Origin of the sequence: Acinetobacter sp. WA-87, assembly GCF_039938935.1 — a bacterium.
GTDB lineage: Bacteria > Pseudomonadota > Gammaproteobacteria > Pseudomonadales > Moraxellaceae > Acinetobacter > Acinetobacter seifertii.
The window spans coordinates 310,209-335,027 of record NZ_JBDUVF010000004.1 but is presented as its reverse complement, the minus strand read 5'-3'; the positions used below and the strand labels follow the sequence as shown (position 1 = coordinate 335,027).

The following is a 24,819-nucleotide window of genomic DNA, read 5'->3' as shown; positions in this document are numbered from 1 at the left end:
GTCTTGCGTTATATCATGTTTTGGGTAATACAATAATATTTCCAACACCAAAAAACACATAAAATTTGAGAATAACTTTGGTTCAAAAAGTTATTAAATCGCACTTTAAAGGAACTAAACCACAAAATGACAAGCAAAAAAAAGCACTGCTTTTGCAGTGCTTTTTTTGAGTATTACTTTTTCTTTTTAGGTCCAAGTAACATACCCATTTGTCGACCTTCCATTTTCGGAGCTTGCTCTACAACCCCAAACTCAGCTACATCTGCTTCAATTTTTTGTAATTGAGCTAAACCAAGTTGTTGGTGAGCCATTTCACGACCACGGAAACGTAAGGTGATTTTGACTTTGTTGCCTTCTTCAAGGAACTTCAAAATAGCACGAAGCTTAACTTGATAATCACCTACATCAGTTGCTGGGCGTAGTTTGATTTCCTTCACTTGCACTTGATGCTGTTTTTTCTTGGCATCTTTTTGCTTCTGTTTCAGGTCAAACAAGTGCTTGTTGTAATCCATGATTTTACAAACAGGCGGCTCAGCGTTTGCGACAATCTCAACAAGGTCAAGATCTGCATCCTCAGCAGCACGCAGTGCTTCATTTAATGAAACAATTCCTTTTTGCTCACCATCAGCAGCGACGAGGCGTACTTCTTTTGCACGGATCTCATCGTTAATTGCTGGACGGTTACTCTTTGCACCTTGTTGTTGGTTACGGTCAGGCTGTTTAATCTTTCTTACTCCACAATATACCGGCCACGTTCGGCGACGGCAGATTTCACTAAGTCAATGAAAGCATCCACTGACATAGTACCTAAATTTTTTCCTGAGCGAGTACGTACATTCACTGTACCTTCTTCAACTTCTCGATCACCAAGAACTAACAGGTAAGGAATGCGCTCTAGAGTACGCTCACGAATCTTAAATCCGATTTTTTCATTTCTCAAGTCAGAAATAGCGCGAAGGCCATTTTCCTTGAGTTTTGCCACAACTTGCTCACTTGCTTCAGCTTGAGCATCGGTAATGTTCATGACACATGCTTGTACAGGTGATAACCAAGGCGGCATAAAACCAGCGTAGTGTTCAATTAGTATACCAATAAAACGCTCAAAACTACCAAGAATTGCACGGTGCAACATTACAGGCTGATCACGTTCGTTTTCTTCAGTTACATAAGAAGCGTCTAAACGAACTGGCAAGTTGAAGTCACACTGAATGGTACCACATTGCCATACACGACCAAGACAGTCTTTTAAAGAGAACTCAATCTTTGGACCATAGAATGCGCCTTCACCCGGCTGCAACTCCCATTTAAGACCAGCTTCATCTAAAGCATCTGCTAAAGATTTTTCAGCTAAATCCCAAAGTGCATCATCACCTACACGCTTTTCCGGACGAGTAGACAACTTCATTTGAACTTCTTCAAAGCCAAAGTCTTTATAAACATCTAAAGTGAGTTTAATAAAGTCTGCAACCTCTTTTCCGATCTGTTCTTTAGTACAGAAGATATGTGCATCATCTTGGGTAAAGCCACGAACACGCATAATACCGTGTAAAGAACCAGATGGTTCATTACGGTGACAAGAACCAAACTCAGCTAAACGAATTGGTAAATCACGGTAAGATTTTAATCCTTGGTTGAACACTTGAACGTGACAAGGACAGTTCATTGGTTTTACAGCATAGTTACGACTTTCTGAATGAGTCGTAAACATGTTTTCTGCATAGTTTGCTGCATGGCCAGATTTCTCCCAAAGCGTAAAGTCTACGATTTGTGGAGTTTTAATTTCTTGGTAACCATTGTCTTGCTGAACTTTACGCATGTACTGCTCTAGTACTTGATAAATAGTCCAACCGTTTGCATGCCAGAACACCATACCCGGTGCTTCTTCTTGCATATGGAACAAGTCTAACGCTTTACCAATTTTACGGTGGTCACGCTTTTCAGCTTCTTCAATACGCTTGATATAAGCTGCTAACTGTTTTTTATCAGCCCAAGCAGTACCATAAATACGTTGAAGCTGTTCATTCTTCGCATCACCACGCCAGTAAGCGCCAGAGATTTTTGTAAGTTTGAATGATTTTAAAAATTTAGTATTTGGTACGTGCGGACCACGACACATATCTAAATAATCTTGATGGTAGTACAAGCCCATTTGTGTTTCTTCAGGCATGTCTGCAATCAAGCGTAATTTATATTCTTCACCGCGTGCAGTAAATTCAGCAATGACTTCATCACGTGGTGTCATTTTTTTAACAACATCGTAATCTTGGTCGATGAGCTTTTTCATACGCTCTTCGATCGCTGCCATGTCATCTAATGTGAAAGGACGTGGCATCCAGATATCGTAATAAAAACCTTCTTCGATGACTGGACCAATCACCATTTTAGCTTCAGGGAAAAGCTGCTTTACAGCATGCCCTACAAGGTGTGCACAAGAATGGCGAATGATCTCAAGACCTTCTTCATCTTTTGGAGTGATAATTTGTAAGGTCGAGTCTTCGGTAATTAAGTCACATGCATCAACTAGGCGATCATTTACTCGTCCAGCAACGGTGTTTTTTGCTAAACCAGGCCCAATACTTTGAGCGACTTCCATAACAGATACAGGGTGATCAAAACTTTTTTGATCGCCATTTGGCAATGTGATAATTGGCATAAAAAAAATCCTTAAGGAGTGATGCCCTATACGAAGGAGCATTTCACCGCGAGATTATGATCGAGGCGAACCCCAAAATATAAAAACGGTGTAAATCAAAATTAAAAACCAGAAAGATTTTACACTTGTTCACGCCAAGTGAAAACCTTTGTGCTCATAAAATCATAAATAGATGTTGGTTATACGGTAAACAGCAATAAGTGACTTTCGTAAGTGTTTCTCATAAATTTTAAGAAATACATAAATAGGATAATTATTCATCAGAACTGATTTAACATGATGGAAATAGCATTTGTGCTCATTTTCTGACTGAGGGGTATTTCTGCTTAAGACTAAAGCATTAATGCTTTGATTAATATTAAGTCATATTTTCAAAGAATGAATTAAAAAATAGAACATGGAGTTGTTTCACATGGTTAGTGCATACGATGAATTACCACGTACACAAGCAAACTTTGTTGCGTTATCCCCTTTGCGGTATTTAGAACGGGCAGCTTATATATATCCGGAACAGGCTTCGATTATTCATGGCAATCGCTATATTTCGTGGAAAGAAACTTATCAGCGTTGTCGGCAATTTGCCTCTCAGCTTAAACAATTAGGTATTACTAAAAATGATACTGTTTCTGTATTATTGCCCAATATACCCGCAATGATCGAAGCGCATTTTGCTGTACCTATGGCTGGAGCTGTTCTTAATACATTAAATACTCGTTTAGATGCTAAAACCATCGCCTTTATGCTAGAGCATGCTGAAACTAAAGTACTTTTAGTTGACCCAGAGTTTGTTAATTTAGCCAGAGAAGCTCTCTCACTGATTCCTAACCAACGTATTATTGTGATTGATGTGGCTGATGAAGAATATGAGGGTGAAAATCAATTTCTTGGTTCGTTTGAATATGAAGAATGGATTGCTCAAGGTGATGCTAATTTCGAATGGCATTTGCCGCAAGATGAGTGGGATGCGATTAGCTTAAATTACACCTCTGGGACAACAGGCAACCCTAAGGGGGTGGTTTATCACCACCGTGGGGCTTACTTAAATGCAGCGAGCAATATTCTAGCCTGTGGCATGAAACCTCGAGCCGTTTATTTATGGACGCTTCCTCTCTTCCATTGTAATGGCTGGTGCTTTGCATGGAGTATTGCAGCCAGTGGTGGAACCAATATTTGCTTACGCAAAGTTGACCCTGAACTGGCTATGCAACTTATTGCAAGACATAAGGTGGATTATTTCTGCGGTGCTCCAATTGTGCTGTCCATGATTATTAACCTACCTAAAGAAAAACAGCCGAACTTAGAACATCATGTAGAAGTTATGGTTGCGGGAGCAGCACCTCCTGTCGCCGTGATTGAAGGTATGCGAAATATTGGAATTAATGTAAACCACGTTTATGGTTTAACTGAAACTTATGGACCATCCGCGCTTTGTGCCTCTCAAGCAGGATGGAGCGATCTTTCTATTACAGAACAAGCACAACTACATTCACGTCAGGGTGTGCCTTACCCGCTTCAGGACAGTATGCGAGTGCTAGACCCTGAAACGATGCAACCTGTACCAAATGACGGTGAAACCATGGGAGAAATTATGTTCCGTGGCAATATTGTGATGAAGGGATATTTAAAAAATCCAAAAGCAACTGAAGAGGCATTTGCAGGTGGTTGGTTCCACACTGGAGATTTAGCAGTTTGTCATCCAGATGGTTATGCAAAAATTACGGATCGTTCCAAAGATATTATTATTTCCGGTGGAGAGAATATTTCATCTTTAGAGGTAGAAGACGTTTTATATAAGCATCCTGCAGTTTTAACAGCTGCTGTTGTGGCAAAACCCGATGAACGTTGGCAAGAAGTACCATGTGCATTTATTGAATTAAAAACAGGTGCTACAGCAACTCCTGAAGAAATTATTGCACACTGCCAAAAAGAGCTTGCTCGCTTTAAAGTTCCTAAGGATGTGGTCATTACCGAAATTCCAAAGACATCAACAGGCAAATTACAAAAATTTATCTTGCGTGAATGGGCAAAGGAGCGCGTTTAAATATTTTCAAATAAAAAAGCGACGTATTGAACGTCGCTTTTTTTATTTGAAAGATATTAGCCTTGATCTGACAATAAAGCAATTTGTTGCACGTAGTTAATAAACTTCTTTTTAGATACTTCAAGATCTGCTTCTGCAACTTGCTGAGTTTTATCACGGTTAATTCTTAACACATGTTGACGCAAAGTATGACGCTCTGATGCATTATAAATTTTGCTAAACTCATTGATTGCAGGATCACCCTGTTCAATCATACGATCTACCCAACGCATAAGTTGAGCTTGCTTTTTCGCACCTTGTTGAGGTGTCAAATAAGACAAAATGACTGTCTCATCTTCATTACGCAAGAGTTTACCAACACGCTGAAACTGGCGACGGCGCGCTTCAAACGAACTAATATTCTGGACTTCTAAAAGAGCATCAATTAAACGCTCATCAACTGGAAGTTTTTGAATTTGTTTGATAGAAAGTTGTGCTAACTGCTCACCTAAAGCAGCCATACGTTGAACTGCTTTTTTCTGTTCGGTTTTACTTGCACGTCCTTCTAAAGAATCAAAATCTTCTTCAGTATAACGCTGGGGACGACGTGCCACGATTAATCTGCCTCATAAAATTTTGCGGCGAATAACGCCTGTACTTCGTTTAATGCCTGTTCTTCGTCAGCGCCATCAATGACCAAACGTAAAGTGGTCCCTTTACCTGCACCTAACATCAGTAACGACATAATATTCTTTGCATCTACCAAATGATCGCCCTTACCAATCTGAATTGACGAACGAAACTTCGTAGTGACCTCTATCAGTTTTCCTGATGCACGTGCATGTAAACCGAGTTTATTAATTACATCAACAGTTGTGTCTATCATGACCAGTGCTTCATTTCTCTGTGTAAGACCTGAACAGTCCATTCTGCCTCAAGTGCTTGTTTTAGTCTATCTACCATATAAACTGAACGATGCTGGCCGCCTGTGCAACCTATTGAAATCGTCATATAGTGACGATGCCCTTCAGCAAATGCAGGCAACCATTTTTTTAAGAAGTGGTGTATGTCCTCAAACATTTCATTTGCTTGCGGACTTGCTTCTAAAAACTGTCTTACTGGCTCATCTAAACCAGAAAAACGGCGTAATTCTAAATCCCAATGTGGATTTGGTAAATGCCGTACGTCAAAAACATAGTCAGCATCTAAAGGAATGCCATGTTTATAACCAAATGACTGCAATATAACAATCAGGTTATCCGACTGCCCTAATTTTGACAGCAAGATATGTTTTAAATCATGAACACTTTTATCTGTGGTATCAATATGAACAGTGGCACGGAACTGAATTGGAATCAGCAACTGCTTTTCTTCATGAATACACTGTAAAAGGCTTTTGAAACGGTTCGCCAACGGATGCGGGCGACGTGAAGCACTAAATCGAGCAATTAAATCTTGATCTTGTGTCGTCAGGTAAATCACATCAACCGTACCATGCTTTTGTAGTTGCTCAAAAACATGATCGAACTCCTGCATATCTGCCCGTGTACTTCGGACATCTACACCTAAAGCGAGTTGTTCAAGATTATTTTCATGATCTAGCTTTGCCACAATTTCAGGCAGCAATGCCAAAGGTAAATTATCAATACAGTAATAGCCCAAATCTTCCAACACTTGAAGAGCTGAAGATTTTCCTGAACCAGACTGTCCTGTCACGATAAGTATACGCTTCATGGCATGGCTGTCCTTTTATGTATTATTGAGATGTAAAGGCAACTTGTAAATTATCAATTAAACGTGTCCCACCCAACTTAGCCGCAACAAACAACACAATATTACGATCAAATTGAGTAACAGGTAACAGATTTGACTGACGAGCTTCCACATAATCCACAACAAAACCATTGTCTGTCAACAACGTTTTTAAATCTGCCAAGACTTGTTGCAAATCCTTACCCTGATGTAATTGTTCTTCAGCTTGCTTTAGACCTTGATAGATGACTGGTGCCGTTTGACGCTGTTCAGGTGTCAAATAACCATTACGCGAACTCAATGCCAGACCATCTGCCGCACGAACAATAGGCACACCAATAACTTCTAACGGAATGTTTAAGTCTTGAACAAACTGGCGAATTACAGCTAACTGTTGATAATCTTTTTGACCAAAGAAAGCATAGTTTGGCTGCACAATATTAAAGAGTTTTGTGACAACCAGCGCTACACCGTCAAAATGTCCTGGACGTGAACTACCACACAAGTCATCCGTAATTTGACTAACACTAATGTTAGTTAAACGAGGCTGTGTACCATACATTTGCTCGACTGAAGGTGCGAAAACGATGTCACAGCCAACATCTGCAAGTAGACGGCTATCTTGCTCCAAAGTACGTGGATAGTTGTCAAAATCTTCACCCGGACCAAATTGGGTCGGATTCACAAAGATACTTACAACCACAACATCACATAACTTCTTCGCTTCACGAACAAGTGTGAGATGGCCTTCATGTAGATTTCCCATAGTTGGGACAAAACCAATGATTTTACGTGCAGCTCTAGCAGGATTTAAAGAAGCAGCTAAGCCTTGTATAGTGGTTTCTGTTTTCATGAATTACAGCTCAACATTGAAAGTATGTTCTTTGGCAGGGAACGACTGATCTTGTACAGCAGCATGAAAAGATTTAAAAGCATCTAAAATAGCTGTTTCACCAGACTGTTCTTTCATGAAGTTACGCACAAAACGTGCAACCTTGCCAAACGTCAAACCTAACATGTCTTGTACAACCAATACCTGACCGTCAGTCGCATTACCTGCCCCAATACCAATCACTGGAGTATTTGGGAACAGCTCAGCAATTTCTTGGCCTAGTTGTGCTGGAACGCATTCAAGCAATAGTACCGCCGCTCCAGCTTCAACAACAGCCGTACAGTCAGCAATCAGTTGATCCGCAGCTTCACGTGTTCTAGCTTGTAACTTATAACCACCAAATACATGCACAGATTGAGGTGTTAAACCTAAATGAACGCATACAGGTACACCATTACGCGTTAACACTTGTACCGTTTCACTTAGCCATGCACCGCCTTCGATTTTGATCATCTGGGCACCAGCTTGCATAACTGTTTTCGCATTCTGCAAAGCATCGTTTAAAGTGGCATAACTCATAAATGGTAAATCAGTCATAATCAATGCATGCTGGTTACCACGGCGCACCGCCGCCGTATGATAAGCCATGTCTTCAACAGTTACAGGTAACGTTGAATCACGACCTTGAATTGCCATTCCAAGAGAATCACCAATTAAGATAGTATCAATTTCAGCAAGTTCCATTGCTTTTGCCATACTTGCATCGTAACAAGTTAGACAAGAGAACTTACGTCCTTCGGCTTTAAATTTTCTTAAGTCACTAAGACTAATCATGATGGTATCCTCTACAGGAGTTTGCAGAACGTATAAGTCAGGCTTAAGCCCAAGACTCATCAGCAAGTACAGTCAGCGTCGGCTGCTGTAAGAGTTCTAAATTTTTAAGTGGCTGATCATTAATATGTAAATCAGCATCTAAATCTAATAAAGGAATCACAACAAAATCTCTTTGCAGTATTCCTACGTGCGGCACAGTTAAGCGCTCATTTTGTATTTTTTCATTGCCATAAATCAGTAGATCAAGATCTAAAGTTCGCTCACCCCAATGACGTAGTCTCACACGCCCAGCTTCCTGTTCAAAGCGCTGGAGCTGGTCAAGTAAGTCAAGCGGAAGTAACTCGGTTTTTAGCTGAGCGACTGCATTTAGATAGTTAGGTTGATCTTGAGGACCCATGGGTGGGCTTTGATACAGTTTGGAGACCTTCACTTCACCAATAGATTTAAGCTTAGCTATTGCTTCAGACAAAATCTGGCGTGAGTCACCTAGGTTACTTCCTAAGCCAATATACGTGGTTACTGTCATTGTGTAGGCCCAAAAATAACTTGGCTCAAATCACGTTGTACCCGCTTGCGCTTTAAAATGGGGTGATCACTCGTCATGTTAGCTTGTGATGCAGAAGATTTTTCCATAAAGCGATCAACAGACTGCTCTTGTCGTGAGCGTTCTTTCTTACCACGACGGCTTCGAGGTTCTGGAACGTCTACCAATGGCTCAATTTCTACATCAACTCTATTGCTTTCAATCGGTTCAGCAGCAACCTTACGACGACTTTTCGCTTTTTGACGATTATATTGGCTAATCGCAGCTTCTTTTTCGTCATTTGACATTTCTTGGTAAGCATCCCACCAACTCCCCATTCCTTGCGTTGTGTCATCACCTGACTTTTCACGAAGTAATAAGAAGTCAAAACCTGCACGGAAACGCGCATGGCTTGCCAATGCTTCAATTTGCTGTGGCTTTGGATTAAGCAATCGGGTTTGCATTTCCCAAACTTCACGAATAAAAGTTTCAGCAAAACGAGGAATGACTGTACGTGTGGCTTGACGTTTTAAAACATCTAAACCGGCCTGCGCACGAGCTTCTGCTGGAACCACACCTTTTGTTAAATAAAAATCACAGCGTTCTAAAAATGGCTGCCACAATAAAACCGCATAGAAAAATGCTGGGTTAATGGTTTTACCAATTTGAATACGTTGATCTGTATTTTTTGCAGCGCGTTGAATAAATGGCGTCAGATCTGGACGAATATCAGCAAAAAGCTGCTTCCACACGCCAAATTCAATTAGCATTGGTAATACACGTGCCAAATGACCCATTGTGAAAAGCTTCTGAGACTCATCGTATAAACGGTGCGGAGAAACATCACGCAGCAATTGTGTCATCTCAACATCAAAAATATCGAGAATATTTGAGTCAATCTTGAAATTTAGCTTCGCTGCAAAACGTAATGTCCGTAGCATACGCACCGGATCTTCTTCAAAACGTTGTGCAGGATCACCCAATAAACGTAAAGTCTTATTTTTGACATCATCAATTGCTTTACAAAAATCGAGCACAATACCCTTACGTGGTTGGTAGTAAAGCGTATTGATAGAAAAATCGCGTCGAGCAAAGTCCTGCTCTATTGTTCCCCAGTTATTGTCACGCAAAATCATGCCGGAAGCATTGGTGACTGCTTTTTTAGGAGGGGCACGGAAAGTCGCAACTTCGATTAGCTCACGCCCTGAATAGACATGTGCCAATTCAAATCGACGACCAATAATTCGGCATCGACGACCAAAAACTTCTTTAATTTGAGAAGGTGTTGCATTGGTGACTGCATCGAAATCTTTAGGATTGAGTCCTAGCATTAAATCACGGACACCACCCCCAACAATATAAGCCTCATAGCCTGCTTTGTTCAGACTATCGATCACATCTAAAATCGAAGAAGGAAGTTGGGCTGTGGACAAACCACATTTTGACGCTCGCAAGGTTTGCAAAAGACGCTGTCTCCTACGTCAGGACGTAAATAACAAGTTGTCGCTAATCATAGCTCTAACACACACAAAGGGCAATTTGATTCTCTTTAGATTGCGCAGGAAATGATAATTGACGAACAGAACTTTTATAAGGCTAAACGCGATTTATTTTTTTCAAAAATAGCGGGGCCGATTCCTTTGACGTTTTTAATTTCGTCAATATTTTTAAAACTTCCGTTCTTCTGTCTATATTCTACAATCGCTTGCGCCTTTTTCTCACCTACGCCTTTTAACTGCTGAAACTCATTTACAGTGGCCTGATTCAAGTGAATTTGCCCTGTAGAGTCATTAGAACTCTTAGTATAAGAATTTTTAGAACCATATGAATGAGAAGGCTTAGAGACCTTTAACTTTTGGTCGTACATCTGCTGTTTAGCCTTCCATTCCTGAAAGTTTTGATCAAAAGATTGAGCAAAAACCGAAGGTGAAATTACGCCTAAGCACAACATCATTAAAATAAAACAATTATTTTTCCAAATTCTCATGCTGTATCGCATGTCGTTTTTCCCCTGAATGTAATTGTCGTTTTGCTTGGTTCCACAATTCATCCATCTCGGACAAAGTCATGTCTTCTAATGTTCTTTGCTGTTTTATGGCTTGCTCTTCAATAAAAGCAAAACGACTTCTAAATTTATGTATGGTTGATAAAAGTGAAGTTTCACTTGAAATGTTAAGTTTACGTCCTACATTGACTAATGAAAACAGACAATCTCCAAATTCGTCTTGAATTTCATCAATATTTTGACTTTTGAGCGCCTCTTTGAACTCACCGAGTTCTTCTTCTAGTTTTGCATAAGCATCTTCTACTGTTTCGAAATCAAAACCGACTTTTGCAACATTTTTTTGAATTTCCTGTGCTTGAGACAGTGCAGGACCATGTTTAATTTCATCTAATCTTGATTGCGGCTTGCCTTGCTTTTCTTGTTGTTTAATTTGTTTCCATAGCTCACTGACTTGTTCGGGTGTTAAGTTATTAAATTGATCAGCTTGAAACACATGTGGATGACGTCTTATTAATTTTTCACTAATTGCCTTAACTACATCTTGAAAATTGAACGCCCCTTGCTCACTAAACATTTGTGATTGAAATACAACTTGTAGTAGCAAATCACCCAACTCATTTCGAATCTCATCAATATCGCCCTGACGAATGGCAGCTTCGACTTCATATGCTTCTTCAATCGCATATTTAGTTAGTGACATTGGGGTTTGTTTTTGATCCCACGGACATTTTTCACGTAGCTCTTGCATAATTTTAAGCAATTTATCCATGGTAACCCTCAAGTTTAAAAAGTCGGTCAGTAAATTTACAATTCTAATTTGCTAGGATCAAAATTAAAGCGGCAAATCATTCGTCATATTGTAACGATAAAGAGAAAAAAAGATGAAACATAGCATTCTGATTAGTGGCGCAGCTCAAGGTATTGGAGCAGAAATTGCACGAGTATTTTATAAACAAGGATATAAAGTAGGCATTTATGATATTAACGAATCACTTGCTCAAAGCTTAGCAACAGAGTTAGGTCCCAATGCATGCGCTGGCTATTTAGATGTTAGTGATTACAGCCAGTGGCAACTTATATTAAAAGAATTTACCGACTGGGCTGGCGAGCTTAATATTTTGGTGAATAACGCAGGAATTTTATATTCTGGGGCCTTTGAACACATCGATATCAATTCACACCAAAGAACAATCAATATTAATGTAAACGGTGTAATTAACGGTTGCCATGCTGCACTGTCCTATTTAAAACAAGCTTCTTTTGCACGAGTCATCAACCTCTCATCAGCTTCTGCAATTTACGGACAAGCTGATCTCATTTCTTATTCGGCCAGTAAATTTGCAGTTAGAGGAATTACCGAAGGTTTAGATGTGGAATGGAAAAAATATGGTATTCGTGTTTTAGATGTGATGCCGTTATTTGTACAAACTGCGATGGTCAATAATATGGATGCTGGCAGTATTCAAAACATGGGAGTCGATTTAACACCCAACGATATTGCTCAACAGGTGCTTTCACTTGTCGAGAAAAAAGCTCATTTCTGGACACCTACGCACACTCCAGTTGGTATAAAAACCAAATTGCTTTATCAACTCTCAACAATAAGCCCACAGTTTTTAAATCGGTTAACTAATATTTATTTATCGAGAAAGTAGCTTATAAAAAAGGCCGTCAATTGATGGCCTTTTTTATAGATTATTTATTTAGATAAATTGTATTAATTAGAAAAACCTTCCAATGTTTAAAAAGTAGACTAATTAAAAGTAATAATTTCATTAATTTAACACCTATTCTACTTTATGAAATTATTTAAAATTATGATGCATAAAAAATATACTTTCATTTTCTTTGATTTACATAAAATTATTTTAATTAGTTTGTTTTACAAACAAATAAATCATTAAAAAATATTTTTAAAATAGAACTCAAAGCTATATTCCATAAGACTTTATAAATAATTTTATTAAAAAAATAAAGATTTAATAATAAAAAAAATGATTGAAATGGTTAGTTTATAAAATTATATTGCGTTTATTTTTGTAAACTTATAGGTGTTTTTTGTGAAAATTATTCCCCAAAAAGGACATTTTAAACTCCATAAAACACTTCTTAATATTTTTTTACTCACTCCCCTTGCTTCAATCACACACGCTGGCTTTTTTGATGACTACAACCAAACCGCACAGAATTTTCGTGCAAATGTCACACAACCAATTACAGAAGAAACGCTCAAATTCTTAGATAAAAAAGCGAAAGGAAGTGATGCTGCACTTTACTTACTTGAAAAAGCCCGATTACAACAGACAAACCATCAATATGAAGAAAGTGAAAAATCTTTTGAAGCTGCATTTGTCTTATTAGAACAGCGCAATAATAAAGCGAAAATAAGTGCCTCTGAACTTGGATTCAAAGCTCTTTCAATTGTGAGCAATGACAGTGTGATTCCTTATAAAATTCCAGAGTATGAACAAGTACTAGCACATGTCTATCAGGCAATTAATTTTATAGCACTGAATAATACCGAGAGTGCAGGAGTTGAAATGCGTATTGCTCAACGTATTCAACGAGAAATTGAACTTGCCCATACTAAAGAAACAGAAAAAGCTAAACAGAAAGCTGGAACAGATACTTCCGAGAGTCTAGATGAAGCTTTCGCTGGATTAGATACAATTGCTGGGAAAGTTAAAAACACCTATCAAAATGCTTACGCCTTTTATATGGCTGCGACACTTTGGGAAGCTTTGGGAGAAGAAAATGATGCTCTCGTCGATTTCAAAAAAGCTTATGAATTACAACCCAATGAATTTATTAAAAATGATGTTAAACGTTTAGATTCAGCTTCTAATAAAAAATCTGGACAGTATCCCGTTGTTATTTTTCTAGAACAGGGTTTAGTACCGCAAAAAATCTCGAATACTCTTGCTCTCCCAACTCCAGATGGTTTGGTCAATATTTCTTTTGCTAGTTACAACCCCTCTACTTATAGCAGCCCAGCAAGTCTTCAGGTTCTAGTAAATGGTAGATCTGTGACGAATACATCGACATTAACAGATATAGGTGCTTTAGCAGTAAAAACGCTAAAAGAAAACGTAGCAGCCAATATGGCTACGCAGATTACACGCACGACAGCAAAATATATGGTTCAAAAAGAACTCGGAAATCGTCTCGGCGCTATCGGTCAAATTGCTGGAAATATTTACAACACTGCTTCAGAAAAAGCCGATGTACGTGCGTGGAATACATTACCAGGTAATGCTCAATTTGCTCGCATCACATTACCCGCAGGTACACATACTATCCAGCTTAGAAATGCTTATACGGTTCAAGAAATCAGCATTGATGTTAAACCAAATCAAACCGTCTTTATTCATGGCATTGATGCAAATCAAGAAATTTTAACAGATAGTTTTTCAATTACTCATTAATTATTAAAGGATTCTCAAAATGAAAAAGACCATAATTTGTTTGAGTCTATTCACAATTACATCTGTACTTTTTACAGGTTGTACAGCTCCTAATGCTCTGCAAACAAAAACTGACCCTACTACAGGTAATAGTGCGGTACGTACCCAAACTAATAATCCTATTTTAGCTACGCGTATTGGTGTTAGTCGAGTCAACATGACGACTCTAGGTGATATTAAACGAGCATCTCTTGCCCTAAAGAATGGTTGGTTCTATGCGCAAAGTTTCCAATACAAAATTGTATGGTTTGATGCAGAAGGAACGGAGATCAATCCAGAAGGTGCTATTTGGAAACCTATTTCATTACAAGGTCGCGAAGTTAAAACAGTCCAATCGGTTGCTCCTAATCCTGGTGCAGTTGATGTTTTGATTTATATGAAAAAAGACTAACCCCCATGGGAAATTAAACTTTTATCCTTAGTTTCCCTGCATAAAATTCACAATATTATTTGGAATATAGAAACAGGATATTTAAATGAAATTTAAATCACTATTACTGATTACGACCATCAGCAGTGCTGCACTTTTTTCAGGCTGTGCTTCACAAAGTGTTAGTTATGGCGATGCGCAATCTGTTGAAACATTAACCAAAGATTTTGGTTCTACAGACTTACAGCAAATTTCCACAAAAATGGTGGATGACATGCTGGCTTTCCCACCAATTATTGATATGACTAAAAATCGTCGTCCAGTTTTATTCGTTGATAAGATCAAGAATAAATCCCAAGAACATATCGATACTGAATCTATCACCGATACCATTCAAAACCGTTTAATTAATTCTGGCAAATTCCGTTTTGTAGATATGACTTCTGTAGGTGCTGTTGCAGATCAAATGGCTTATCAACAACGTAGTGGAATGGTAGATAAACGCACAGCTGTACAAGCTGGTTCACAGATTGGTGCTGAATATATGCTAAATGGTAATTTATCTAGCATTGTAAAAAATTCAGGTGGAAAAAGTGATGTTTACTACAAATTCACTTTAAAACTACTGAATTTAAAAACTGGTATTGTGGAGTGGACCAGTGAAAAAGAAATTCGTAAATCTGCAAAGAAATCAACTTTCGGCTTATAAGCATTTCTAGTTAATTACTTTCTAGCATGGCACTTTTTACCTGTTGCCATGCTATATGAATAAAAAGAGCCTTTATGAGAACAATATTTTGTGCAGTTCTATTAAGTCTAACTGCAACCTCAAGTTTTGCCGCTTTACAAGAAGTTATGAAAGAAGCTTCTGGTAGTGGACCAACACAACAACAAGCTATTGCAGAAGCTTTACTCACCGCAGCCCAATCTGTAAATGGAACCAAAGTCAGCCCACAAGTAGGAATGGCCGAAGAAGTTAATATGGTCATGACAAATCAGCATTGGTCATATCAAGGTAAAAGCTCACCTGTTTTTAGTGTTCAAACAGAATCATCCGGCGCTATCAATCGCTTTCAAGTTCTCAGCGTTTCAGGTTCAGGTAAAAACTACAAAGCCCGGGTTCGAGCTTATATTGCTAAATATCAATCAAGTGTAGCTGATCAACATTTACGTAGAATTGCTGTTTTTCCATTTCAAGTTGTTGAGTCAAAATTTAACTTAGCTTCAGAGGAAAATCCATATGAGTTCGTGCAAGAAGTAGCGGACCTCATTGGCACACAAATGGTAAATTCAAAACAGCTCAGCTTAGTGAGTCGGGACTATGTTGATGAAATGGCAACAGAAAATGCATTCCTTGCATGGGATGGTGCTCCAGCAGAAATGGCAAGATTAGCCCAAAAAGTAGGTGCGGACTATATCCTTGTAGGTAGAATTAATGAGGCTCGTACTGTACAAGGTCAATCTTTCTACGGTGCAGTTTCCGCTGAACGAGATGCGATCAAACTCAATTGGCGTGTAATCGAAGTAAATACAGGTAAAATTGCAGCAGCTGGTTCTATCAAGCAACCACTTCAAACAAATATCGGTAATTTAGTTACCCAAGACACTCTTCCATCTAGTGCAGAAATTTTTGCAGATCAAGTGGTTAATGATGTATTACGTGGTTTATCTTTAAGACCGAACTTTTCTCAGAATCCGGATAGTTTTGATAATCAAGTAAATTCTTCTCCTTTATCAGATGCTGATCTTCCCGCTGGTTCTAGCGAAAAACCAATTCATTGGTAAATAAAAAATGCCGTCAATTGACGGCCTTCTTCTCAATTTAGTTAAACACCTTGAATCATGCGTCGTGCGCTGATAATCCCCGGTTGCTGCTCTAAACGAGCCAACAAACGTGAAAGCTGAGCCAAACCTTTCACCTCAATGAGCAACTTCATATTGGCAATACCATCAGCCTCAGAAATTGTATTTACCTGACGGATATTAATTTGGTCAGAGAAAATCACTTGAGTTAAGTCTTTGAGCAAACCACGACGATCATAAGCTTCAACTACAATTTGAACACTTTGACCACGAGTTGGCTGCATTTCCCAATCAGCTTCAACAGCACGTTCTGGCTCTTGCTTGATCATGCGCTGATAATCAGAACACAAGACTTTGTGAATACTTACGCCACGATTCAACGTGATATATCCCGCAATTGATTCACCATGGACTGGCTGGCAACACTGAGCAATATGTAGCTCTACGTTGTCTAAACCATCAATCAAAATACCATGTGCAGACAAAGTATGGCTGGCACGCGGGTTTAATGTTGGCTTAAGTACCAGTTCAGGCTCATCCTGATCAAGATGCATTTGGCGATTAATCTGGTTAATCAAGGCATGCAGACTTATATCGCCACTAACCAGATTAACCAAAATATCATCGCCTGTTTTCACATTAAAATGTGATGAATAGTCGTTGAGATCGATACTCTTCGGGTGAATCGCCAATCGAGACAATTCTTTGTTCAGCAACTCACGACCGACTTCAAGATTCTTGCTACGATCTTGCTGCCTGAACCAGTGACGTAGCTTGTCACGTGCACGAGATGTCTTGATATAACCTAGAGAGTTCACCAACCAGTCACGGTTTGGTTCACGGTCTTTCTTGGTTAAAATCTCAACCTGCTCACCTGTTTTTAGCGTATAGGTTAATGGCACGTAGCGCTGGTTAACACGCGCTGCATAACATTTATTCCCTACCTCTGTATGTACATGATAAGCGAAGTCTAAAACAGTTGAACCACGTGGTAATTCTTTAATATCACCATCACGACTGAAAACATAAATCTTTTCAAAACCTTCAAAGTCTTGAAGCTGATCAAAGCCTTCTGTCTCGTCTTCATTTTGATGTACTGTGGTTTCATTACGTTCTTGGTAATGTTCTAAAACAGCACGAAGCGAATGTAAACGATGGTTAAAAGAATGGTCGGTATTCTTTGAGCCTTCTTTATAGTTAAAGTGCGAACACACGCCTAATTCTGCTTCATCATGCATCTCATGAGTACGAATTTGTACTTCTAAAGATTTATTTTCAGCAATTACAGCAGTATGTAATGAGCGATAACCATTTGCTTTCGGGTTGGTAATATAGTCATCAAACTGGTGTGGAATATGACGCCAAATTTGATGAACAATACCTAATGAGTGATAACACTCGGGTACGCTATTGACCAACACACGTAAGGCACGAATATCATAAAGCTGATCGAAACTCAGGTTTTTACTTTTCATTTTTCGATAAATCGAATAAATGTGCTTTGCTCGACCTGTAATTTCAGCTTCAATACCGTAAGACGCCAATTCATTCTTTAAGCGATCAATCACGAACTGAATATAATGTTCACGTTCTAAACGCTTTTCATTGAGTAAAGAAGCAATCTCTTTATAACGGTCTGGTGCCAAATAGCGGAAAGCTAAATCTTCGAGTTCCCACTTAAGCTGTGCGATACCTAAACGGTGCGCTAATGGAGAATAAATAGTTAGAATTTCACGTGCGACACGCTCTTGACGCTCACGTGATGAGTTTGCAAGCTCTCGTAAAGAATAAGTACGCTCGGCTAACTTAATTAAAACAACACGAACATCTTCCGTCACAGAAATCAGCATTTTATAAATGCCGCTTAAATGTTCCCGCTGGTTATTATTAAAATGGTCTTCTAATCGTTTATTTTTTTCAATGAGCTCTGAAAGCTTACCCATTGCCAAAGTGCCTTTGACAAGGTTATAGACTTGCTCACCAAATTTGCGCCTCACTTCTTCTATATCAGTAATGTCCTCACGAACACTACGATAAAGCATCGCAGCAGATAAAGTATCTTCATCTACATGTAAATGCGCCAGAATATCAGCCATTCCAACACCAGTAGCAAATGTATTGGAACGATGATTAACCGTTGAATCTAACTCTTTTTGCAGGGTTAAATGCGCAACCTCTTCGAGTTGTTTAAGCTCTGCCCCATCTAATATTTCACGAACCCGATCCAACCATGAGGCTAAACCGACTTGTGTTTCGGCGGCATGCTCTACAGTCGTTTCCTCTGACAACTCAGTTAGTTGTTCAGGTAACTGTTCACGTACTGTGACCATACCATTCTCCTAGATATGTAACTCATGTTTTTAATCGTTTATCTCTTGAATTTTTTCAAATAAAGCAATTGATTCAACATGTTCTGTATGCGTAAACATGTCCATAACCGCTGCTTTTTTTAACTGGTACCCATGTTGAACCAAAACACCGGCATCCCTTGCTAGTGTTGCTGGATTACATGATACATAAACGATTCTTTTTGCTCCAAAGTTTGGTACATACTGCATAATTTCATATGCACCGGCACGAGGAGGATCAATCAATAATGCATCAAATCCTTGATTTGCCCAAGAATGATGCGAAAAATCTTTTGTTAAATCTTGTGAAAAGAAGGTTGCTTGCACCAAATTATTGCATTTTGCATTGTCTGCTGCTCGCTGCACCATTTCTTCACTAGCTTCCACACCAACAACCTGACCATTTGCACCAACACATCGTGCAAGTGGAAGCGAAAAATTACCTAATCCACAAAACAGATCTAGCACCCTTTCACCGTCTTGTAATTGAAGCAATTCACATGCCAATTGTACCATTTGTTCATTTACTGTCGCATTGACCTGCGTAAAATCCAATGGCGAAAAAGCAAAATTTACCTCAAATGCATTTAAAGCATAATGTAAGCGCATAGCACCTTGCTCTTCATCAATACGACGAAGACTTTCAGGGCCTTTGAGTTGTAAATACAATTGCCAGCCTTTGTGTAACGCAAATTGTCTTAATTGGTTGACATCAGAATTATTTAATTTTTCTACATGACGAACCAATAAAGACGTTTCATTATCACCTTTTGCTAATTCTATATGACCAATATGTGCTTTGCCCTTTAGACTTTGGAGTAAATTACGCAATTCTGGCAGACTATCTGATAACTTTTTATCCAAAACACTACAAGTATGGATAGAAGTTAAACGATTACTATGATGCTCACGGAAACCTAGAATCAAACGATCCGGTTTTGGCAAATAACGCACACCTATACGCGCTCGACGACGATAATCACTTTGTAAAGATCGAATTGGCTCTAACCATTGTTCAGGTTGAATACCCGCAAAGTGTTGTAAATGTGACTGGAGTACATTTTGCTTTAAGCGAATTTGCTCATCTGGATGAATGTGCTGCATGCTACAACCACCACAAATACGATAATGAGGACAAACTGCCTCTACACGATTTGGTGAAGGTTCAGCTAAAAGCTCAATCATTTCAGCTTCTTCAAGACGTTTAGCTTCATGCGTGATTTGAGCCTTTACCATTTCTCCAGGCAACGCATAACGAATAAACACTTTTTTACCATGCTTATCTGCCGGATGATCTGGATGAGAACCATAGTGCGCAATTCCTCGCCCCTCATGAGAAAGAGTTTCAACCTGAAAAATATATTCTGGTTGTTGAGCTTTGCGAGATTTGGCTTGCTGTTTCAAAGAATGAACCTAAAAATCTAAAGGATTAAAATAGTGAGACGTAAATTCGGTGTATTTCGAAGTACGTTGCCACACTTCAAGAAAATCGGCCTGTTGAGGCATAGTTTGTAAATATTCAATACTCGAACTAATCCAATGATTATGTTCATCTGCATTTAATTGGCCTTTTAGTACTAGCCAACGCAAATAAATGAACCATGTATTGAGTACATCACCTTCACAATAACTGGTTAATTTTAACCATTGTTGATTACGAACATATTCAGGAACATGATAACCCGATTCACCACGCTTACCCGGCAAACCTAAAATGCAGGCGATATCGTCAAGCTTTTGGAAATTACGACCATTAAACATTGCCATAACATCCATTAAATCAATATGACGATGGTGATAACGGTTTTGGTAATTATTAAAACGTTTTTGACTATCAAGCTCACCTTGATCAAACAAGCCCGGCGCAGAAAGACCATGATACATGGCACGGAACAAAATAACCGGCAAATCAAATTGTGAACCATTCCAACTTACTAAAGTCGGGTGGCGCTTATCAAAAATAGATAAAAATTTCTGTAAAATTTCAGCCTCTGAATAGTGCTCTCGACTAAATGAAAATAATCGAAAGCCCGATTCATCAACCCATAAACCTGAAATGCAAACAATTTCATGCAATGGTAAACGCTGAAAATCCATGCCTGATTCTTGACGGCGGATTTTGGTGAGTGCCTGTTCGACATCTGCCTCTGGCAAATCAAGATGATATAAATGCGCTCCCGCTTTTAAATCAGTTAAAGTTTCAATGTCAAAAACCAAAGTTGGGAAACGCATTCTTTCTCTCAATTATGAGTTATCGTCCTGTACTGAAAACAAACCTGTAGATAAGTAGCGGTCGCCACGGTCACAGATAATGCAAACAATAACAGCATCCGGATTTTCTTCTGCAATCTTAATTGATGCCCAAACCGCACCACCTGAAGATGTACCAGCACTAATACCTTCCATACGTGCCAATTTACGCATGGTTTTTTCAGCTTCAATTTGAGGAATATCAATAATTCGGTCTACACGACTGCTATCAAAAATTGTGGGTAAATATTCTTTTGGCCAACGACGAATACCCGCAATACTTGATCCGTCTGCTGGCTGTAAACCCACAATCTGAATGTCCGGATTTTGTTCTTTTAAATACTTTGAAACACCCATAATGGTACCTGTTGTACCCATTGAGCTTACAAAGTGAGTAATTTTACCACCAGTTTGTTTCCAGATTTCAGGGCCTGTTGTAAGGTAATGAGCTTCGACATTATCAGGATTACCAAACTGATTTAGAACATGACCTTTGCCGTCTTTTTCCATTTGCAAAGCTAAATCACGTGCGCCTTCCATACCTTGTTGGGGAGTCACTTCAATCAGTTCTGCACCATAAGCCAGCATCGCATCTTTACGTTCTTGGCTCATGTTATTTGGCATAATAAGTTTCATTTTATAGCCACGCATTGCCGCAACCATAGCCAGCGCAATACCTGTATTACCGCTAGTTGCCTCAATTAACGTATCGCCTGGTTTAATTTGACCACGCTTTTCTGCCTGCATAATCATGTTGTAGGCGGGACGATCTTTTACAGAACCTGCTGGATTATTACCTTCCAATTTTGCTAAAACCGTTGCTTGCGTATGACAAGCCAAGCGCTGCAAACGGACTAGAGGTGTTTTACCTACATAGTGATCTAACAAAAATTCGTCGGCTAAAAAATCAGGTTGTGTATTACTCATGATCAACACCTAAATCGGGGTGGCACTATTGTATGAAAAAATGATCGGTACTGCACCCATTTCACTATGCTTTTTAATAAAAGTGATTAAAGCACGGTCAGTTATAAAATGCCGTCTGTTTTAAAATAAAGCGTGATAATATGCCCTACAGAGAGATCAATCTGATGTAGCCATGTCTAATTTCAATAAAACCTTATCGAAACGCTTACGTCTGAATCATGCATATGGGCAATTGATTGCTCTTATTTTTGTGCCCATGATGATTTTAACAGGGGTTGGCGCATTTCTGGTTTTAACTGAAACATCTCATTCGGCCAAACAACAGCAGCTCCATCACGCTTCGGCTATTTTGGCTCGTTATAATGAAATTGCCAAAAACCTCTACACATTGGTAGAGCTAAAACCCGATGAATATGATCATGCACAAAACATTATGCAAAGCATGTTCAGTGAAAAAGATTTAAAGCGTGCTGCTTTAATTGATAGCAATGGTCAAACATACTTAAGTGTGGGTTATCGAGATAATCGTTACTGGCCGAACTTTACACAAAGCAGTAGTTTCTTCGGCCCTATTTCTTACAACCATAACAATATCTATGGTATTCGAGTTACTAATACCACAGGAAAAACTCCTGTTTGGCTTGTGATTGAAATGGACAATCAGCCATTAGAGCTAGCACGCTATCGTATTCTGATTGCTTTAGTCATTACCAGCCTAATGACGCTACTCTTGCTTTTGCTCTGCCTAAATTTCTTCTCTCGCCGCTGGGTTGCACCGATGTACGAAATTCGAATGCAATTACAACGACTTAATGCAGATACTTTAGATCAGCACATGATCATTAACAGTACAGGCGAATTACGATTACTCCAACGTGATATTGCAAACGTAGTAAAACGCTTACATTTTAGTTTTTTAGAGCTTAAAGAACATACAGAACAAACCGAAGAAGACTTACGCAGAACATTAGACACTTTAGAAGTTCAAAACATTACTTACCGTCAGGCACGTGACCAAGCCATTTCATCAAATCAGGCAAAATCCGTTTTCCTTGCCAATATTAGTCATGAGCTTCGTACGCCGCTTAACAGTATTGATGGCTTTATTCATTTATTACTTCGCCAACAAAACCTGAGTAACGAACAAAATCTCTATCTACAAACTATTCGGAAATCTTCTGCCCACTTATTGGCATTAATTAACGATGTATTAGATTTCTCAAAAATTGATGCAGGTAAACTAGAACTTGAAACAGCACCGTTTGATTTAGAAGAAGCCATTTTCGATGTCATGGACATGTTGTCACCTTTGGCTGCCCAAAAGCATATTGCCATGGCATTTTATTATGCAGACAACATTCCTCAAGAAGTCATTGGGGATGCTTTACGCTTTAAACAAATTTTGACCAACCTAATTTCAAATGCAATCAAGTTCACGCCAGATGGTGAAATTATTGTTCGTGTCCGTATGGAGCATGATGACATTGGTCAATGCTTACTTCATTTTAGTGTTCAAGATAGTGGTATTGGTTTAAGCGGCACAGACCGTAAAAAATTATTTGAGTCGTTTTCGCAAGGCGATGCATCTGTTACACGTCAATTTGGTGGTACAGGCTTAGGTCTCGCGATCTCCAAACAACTGGTTCACCTCATGCATGGTCAAATTGGTTTTGAAGATAACCAAGAGCGTGCGCCAACAGAAAAAGGTTCAACATTCTGGTTTACTGCACAGTTTGCTGTAGATGAAGAACATGAGATAGAACATCCTCACTTCGAACATTTACAAGTCGTGTCTTATTTAGCACATCCAGCAACGGCAAGTGTTTTACGTTACTATCTTGAAAATTATCAAGTTCCACATATCGAAACTCAATCGATTTTGGACTTATTTAGCCGCTTAAAACACCTCGACCAGAAAGATAATACATGGCTTGTTGTTGATCATAGCGGTGACACAGAAGCTCTACTTAAAGAAATTCGTAGCCGTTATCAAGGTAACCTAGCAGTTTACGGCTACCAAATGACACTTGAGCCAAACATGCTCACCGAATATCGTGCTCGCCCTCTTTATCAACCATTAAGCCGCAGTGGACTTATTCAATTATTAAGTGACCAACCTATTTTTGAAGAAGAACAACAAGACTTTAATGGTCAGGGCTTACATATTTTAGCGGTCGATGATCACTTACCGAATTTAATCGTTTTAGAGGCACTATTAGGTGAGTTAAATGTTAAAACCACTAAAGCCTTAAGTGGACAAGAAGCGCTGAATATCATCCAAGAACGCATTGATCAAAAGCTTAAACCGTTTGATTTGGTGTTTATGGACATTCAAATGCCGGTTATGTCAGGCATTGATACTACTCGCGCGATCCGCTCTTTAGAATCAACGCTAGATGGAGAAATGCAGCTTCCAATTATTGCATTAACAGCCCATGCCCTTGCCGATGAAAAACAAAAGCTTCTTAAAGTGGGTATGAATGACTATGTCACCAAGCCAATTCAAATGGAGCAAATCATTCAGATTTTAACGCAATGGACTAAAAACAATTTCACTGCACAAGCCTTAGATAAAGATCATCATGTTGTTGCTGAGGCACTAGACCCAGAAATATTAAACTGGCAGCAAAGTCTACAATTGGCAGCAAACAAAGAAGACCTTGCCCAAGACTTACTTAAAATGTTGGTGGACAGTTTCCCAACCGAGCTAGATGAAATGCAGCAGCTCATTGAACTTGAAGACTTCCCTCAACTTGAGCATGTATTACACCGCCTCTATGGTGCAACTCGCTATGTTGGCACACCGAAACTTCAACAAGTTACTGGTGACTTTGAACAGTTTGTTTCTAAGTTACGCAAAGAGCGCCGTAGAGCTGACGATGGATTTATTGAAGAAGTTACACAGCGCTTCAATGAATTAGGACTTGTCATTAAAGAAGTAGAGAGTGCAGCTCACCAAATTTTAGTTATACCGGACTAAAAAGAACCTGTAAAAAAGGCATGACTGACCTGTCATGTTTCCAATTTACAGCCATGTT

22 protein-coding genes are annotated in these 24,819 nt (G+C 39.0%); 7 read left to right on the top strand and 15 right to left on the bottom strand.

Translation table 11 applies throughout. From position 1 onward, the window contains the following. Positions 1-173: 173 nt before the first annotated feature. Both infC and thrS read right to left on the bottom strand, forming a co-directional pair. Positions 174-725 (bottom strand): translation initiation factor IF-3, encoded by a 552-nt coding sequence (gene infC, locus ABFY81_RS14035; RefSeq protein ID WP_077162708.1) that lies wholly within the window; start codon positions 723-725, stop codon positions 174-176. 5 nt (positions 726-730) lie between these two features. Next, a complete protein-coding gene (gene thrS / locus ABFY81_RS14030) occupies positions 731-2,653 on the bottom strand; it encodes a threonine--tRNA ligase (protein ID WP_019456642.1) in 1,923 nt (640 codons plus the stop codon). 412 nt (positions 2,654-3,065) lie between these two features. On the opposite strand from thrS, the gene ABFY81_RS14025 reads away from it, so the two are divergent. Then, on the top strand, positions 3,066-4,694 hold the full coding sequence (locus ABFY81_RS14025) for an acyl-CoA synthetase (RefSeq protein ID WP_347914001.1): 1,629 nt from the start codon (positions 3,066-3,068) through the stop codon (positions 4,692-4,694). 56 nt (positions 4,695-4,750) lie between these two features. On the opposite strand, the gene yjgA is transcribed toward ABFY81_RS14025, so the two are convergent. From yjgA to mazG, 9 genes are all read right to left on the bottom strand, one after another. Next, the gene (yjgA, locus tag ABFY81_RS14020) at positions 4,751-5,287 is read right to left on the bottom strand and encodes a ribosome biogenesis factor YjgA (RefSeq protein ID WP_347914000.1); all 537 of its coding nucleotides are present in this window, start codon (positions 5,285-5,287) and stop codon (positions 4,751-4,753) included. A 2-nt stretch (positions 5,288-5,289) separates the two neighbouring features. Beyond that, positions 5,290-5,559 carry an HPr family phosphocarrier protein gene (locus tag ABFY81_RS14015; RefSeq protein ID WP_019458135.1) on the bottom strand — a complete coding sequence of 90 codons (270 nt, stop codon included), beginning with the start codon at positions 5,557-5,559 and terminating at the stop codon, positions 5,290-5,292. Then, on the bottom strand, positions 5,556-6,407 hold the full coding sequence (gene rapZ / locus ABFY81_RS14010; RefSeq protein WP_019458134.1) for an RNase adapter RapZ: 852 nt from the start codon (positions 6,405-6,407) through the stop codon (positions 5,556-5,558). The genes ABFY81_RS14015 and rapZ overlap by 4 nt, the downstream gene beginning before the upstream one ends. A gap of 22 nt (positions 6,408-6,429) precedes the next feature. Further along, positions 6,430-7,278 (bottom strand): pantoate--beta-alanine ligase, encoded by an 849-nt coding sequence (panC, locus tag ABFY81_RS14005; protein ID WP_004698600.1) that lies wholly within the window; start codon positions 7,276-7,278, stop codon positions 6,430-6,432. A gap of 3 nt (positions 7,279-7,281) precedes the next feature. Beyond that, positions 7,282-8,091 (bottom strand): 3-methyl-2-oxobutanoate hydroxymethyltransferase, encoded by an 810-nt coding sequence (gene panB, locus ABFY81_RS14000; RefSeq protein ID WP_004698602.1) that lies wholly within the window; start codon positions 8,089-8,091, stop codon positions 7,282-7,284. 43 nt (positions 8,092-8,134) lie between these two features. After that, complete coding sequence (gene folK / locus ABFY81_RS13995; RefSeq protein ID WP_004698604.1) at positions 8,135-8,617, bottom strand: 2-amino-4-hydroxy-6-hydroxymethyldihydropteridine diphosphokinase; 483 nt, start codon at positions 8,615-8,617, stop codon at positions 8,135-8,137. Continuing rightward, positions 8,614-10,077 (bottom strand): polynucleotide adenylyltransferase PcnB, encoded by a 1,464-nt coding sequence (gene pcnB, locus ABFY81_RS13990; protein WP_068934874.1) that lies wholly within the window; start codon positions 10,075-10,077, stop codon positions 8,614-8,616. The genes folK and pcnB overlap by 4 nt, the downstream gene beginning before the upstream one ends. 125 nt (positions 10,078-10,202) lie before the next feature. Then, positions 10,203-10,613, bottom strand: a complete 411-nt coding sequence (locus ABFY81_RS13985; protein WP_077166044.1) for a ComEA family DNA-binding protein — start codon at positions 10,611-10,613, stop codon at positions 10,203-10,205. After that, positions 10,582-11,388, bottom strand: coding sequence for a nucleoside triphosphate pyrophosphohydrolase (mazG, locus tag ABFY81_RS13980; protein WP_347913998.1), 807 nt, complete (start codon positions 11,386-11,388; stop codon positions 10,582-10,584). The genes ABFY81_RS13985 and mazG overlap by 32 nt, the downstream gene beginning before the upstream one ends. Before the next feature lie 112 nt (positions 11,389-11,500). On the opposite strand from mazG, the gene ABFY81_RS13975 reads away from it, so the two are divergent. The 5 genes from ABFY81_RS13975 to ABFY81_RS13955 all read left to right on the top strand — a co-directional run bounded on the left by ABFY81_RS13975 (position 11,501) and on the right by ABFY81_RS13955 (position 16,238). After that, positions 11,501-12,274, top strand: coding sequence for an SDR family oxidoreductase (locus ABFY81_RS13975; protein WP_347913997.1), 774 nt, complete (start codon positions 11,501-11,503; stop codon positions 12,272-12,274). 411 nt (positions 12,275-12,685) lie between these two features. Further along, entirely contained in the window at positions 12,686-14,044 is a 1,359-nt protein-coding gene (locus ABFY81_RS13970) for a hypothetical protein (RefSeq protein WP_347914015.1), read from the top strand. 19 nt (positions 14,045-14,063) lie between these two features. Beyond that, positions 14,064-14,474: a DUF1425 domain-containing protein gene (locus ABFY81_RS13965; RefSeq protein ID WP_347913996.1), complete on the top strand. Its 411-nt coding sequence runs from the start codon at positions 14,064-14,066 to the stop codon at positions 14,472-14,474. A gap of 85 nt (positions 14,475-14,559) precedes the next feature. After that, positions 14,560-15,162 (top strand): penicillin-binding protein activator LpoB, encoded by a 603-nt coding sequence (lpoB, locus tag ABFY81_RS13960; RefSeq protein WP_039251132.1) that lies wholly within the window; start codon positions 14,560-14,562, stop codon positions 15,160-15,162. 74 nt (positions 15,163-15,236) lie between these two features. Next, positions 15,237-16,238 carry a CsgG/HfaB family protein gene (locus ABFY81_RS13955; protein ID WP_347913995.1) on the top strand — a complete coding sequence of 334 codons (1,002 nt, stop codon included), beginning with the start codon at positions 15,237-15,239 and terminating at the stop codon, positions 16,236-16,238. 41 nt (positions 16,239-16,279) lie between these two features. On the opposite strand, the gene ABFY81_RS13950 is transcribed toward ABFY81_RS13955, so the two are convergent. Genes ABFY81_RS13950 through cysM form a run of 4 tightly spaced genes read right to left on the bottom strand, consistent with a single transcriptional unit; the run spans position 16,280 to position 21,781 of the window. Continuing rightward, a complete protein-coding gene (locus tag ABFY81_RS13950; RefSeq protein ID WP_004698623.1) occupies positions 16,280-18,586 on the bottom strand; it encodes a bifunctional (p)ppGpp synthetase/guanosine-3',5'-bis(diphosphate) 3'-pyrophosphohydrolase in 2,307 nt (768 codons plus the stop codon). 30 nt (positions 18,587-18,616) lie between these two features. Next, the gene (gene rlmD, locus ABFY81_RS13945) at positions 18,617-20,008 is read right to left on the bottom strand and encodes a 23S rRNA (uracil(1939)-C(5))-methyltransferase RlmD (protein WP_347913994.1); all 1,392 of its coding nucleotides are present in this window, start codon (positions 20,006-20,008) and stop codon (positions 18,617-18,619) included. Between the two features lie 9 nt (positions 20,009-20,017). Further along, positions 20,018-20,836: a 3'-5' exonuclease gene (locus ABFY81_RS13940; RefSeq protein ID WP_019458124.1), complete on the bottom strand. Its 819-nt coding sequence runs from the start codon at positions 20,834-20,836 to the stop codon at positions 20,018-20,020. Between the two features lie 12 nt (positions 20,837-20,848). Further along, positions 20,849-21,781, bottom strand: a complete 933-nt coding sequence (cysM, locus tag ABFY81_RS13935; protein WP_016803785.1) for a cysteine synthase CysM — start codon at positions 21,779-21,781, stop codon at positions 20,849-20,851. A 172-nt stretch (positions 21,782-21,953) separates the two neighbouring features. Between cysM and ABFY81_RS13930 the strand changes: the two genes are divergently transcribed. Next, positions 21,954-24,761 (top strand): ATP-binding protein, encoded by a 2,808-nt coding sequence (locus ABFY81_RS13930; protein WP_019458122.1) that lies wholly within the window; start codon positions 21,954-21,956, stop codon positions 24,759-24,761. The last annotated feature ends 58 nt before the right edge of the window (positions 24,762-24,819 follow it).

Bases quoted from the DNA above. Each gene is read 5' to 3' on its own strand.
- thrS (WP_019456642.1), bottom strand. From the start codon at position 2,653: ATGCCAATTATCACATTGCCAAATGGCGATCAAAAAAGTTTTGATCAC.
- ABFY81_RS14025 (WP_347914001.1), top strand. From the start codon at position 3,066: ATGGTTAGTGCATACGATGAATTACCACGTACACAAGCAAACTTTGTT.
- ABFY81_RS14015 (WP_019458135.1), bottom strand. From the start codon at position 5,559: ATGATAGACACAACTGTTGATGTAATTAATAAACTCGGTTTACATGCA.
- rapZ (WP_019458134.1), bottom strand. From the start codon at position 6,407: ATGAAGCGTATACTTATCGTGACAGGACAGTCTGGTTCAGGAAAATCT.
- panC (WP_004698600.1), bottom strand. From the start codon at position 7,278: ATGAAAACAGAAACCACTATACAAGGCTTAGCTGCTTCTTTAAATCCT.
- panB (WP_004698602.1), bottom strand. From the start codon at position 8,091: ATGATTAGTCTTAGTGACTTAAGAAAATTTAAAGCCGAAGGACGTAAG.
- folK (WP_004698604.1), bottom strand. From the start codon at position 8,617: ATGACAGTAACCACGTATATTGGCTTAGGAAGTAACCTAGGTGACTCA.
- ABFY81_RS13985 (WP_077166044.1), bottom strand. From the start codon at position 10,613: ATGCGATACAGCATGAGAATTTGGAAAAATAATTGTTTTATTTTAATG.
- mazG (WP_347913998.1), bottom strand. From the start codon at position 11,388: ATGGATAAATTGCTTAAAATTATGCAAGAGCTACGTGAAAAATGTCCG.
- ABFY81_RS13975 (WP_347913997.1), top strand. From the start codon at position 11,501: ATGAAACATAGCATTCTGATTAGTGGCGCAGCTCAAGGTATTGGAGCA.
- ABFY81_RS13965 (WP_347913996.1), top strand. From the start codon at position 14,064: ATGAAAAAGACCATAATTTGTTTGAGTCTATTCACAATTACATCTGTA.
- lpoB (WP_039251132.1), top strand. From the start codon at position 14,560: ATGAAATTTAAATCACTATTACTGATTACGACCATCAGCAGTGCTGCA.
- ABFY81_RS13955 (WP_347913995.1), top strand. From the start codon at position 15,237: ATGAGAACAATATTTTGTGCAGTTCTATTAAGTCTAACTGCAACCTCA.
- ABFY81_RS13950 (WP_004698623.1), bottom strand. From the start codon at position 18,586: ATGGTCACAGTACGTGAACAGTTACCTGAACAACTAACTGAGTTGTCA.
- ABFY81_RS13940 (WP_019458124.1), bottom strand. From the start codon at position 20,836: ATGCGTTTCCCAACTTTGGTTTTTGACATTGAAACTTTAACTGATTTA.
- cysM (WP_016803785.1), bottom strand. From the start codon at position 21,781: ATGAGTAATACACAACCTGATTTTTTAGCCGACGAATTTTTGTTAGAT.
- ABFY81_RS13930 (WP_019458122.1), top strand. From the start codon at position 21,954: ATGTCTAATTTCAATAAAACCTTATCGAAACGCTTACGTCTGAATCAT.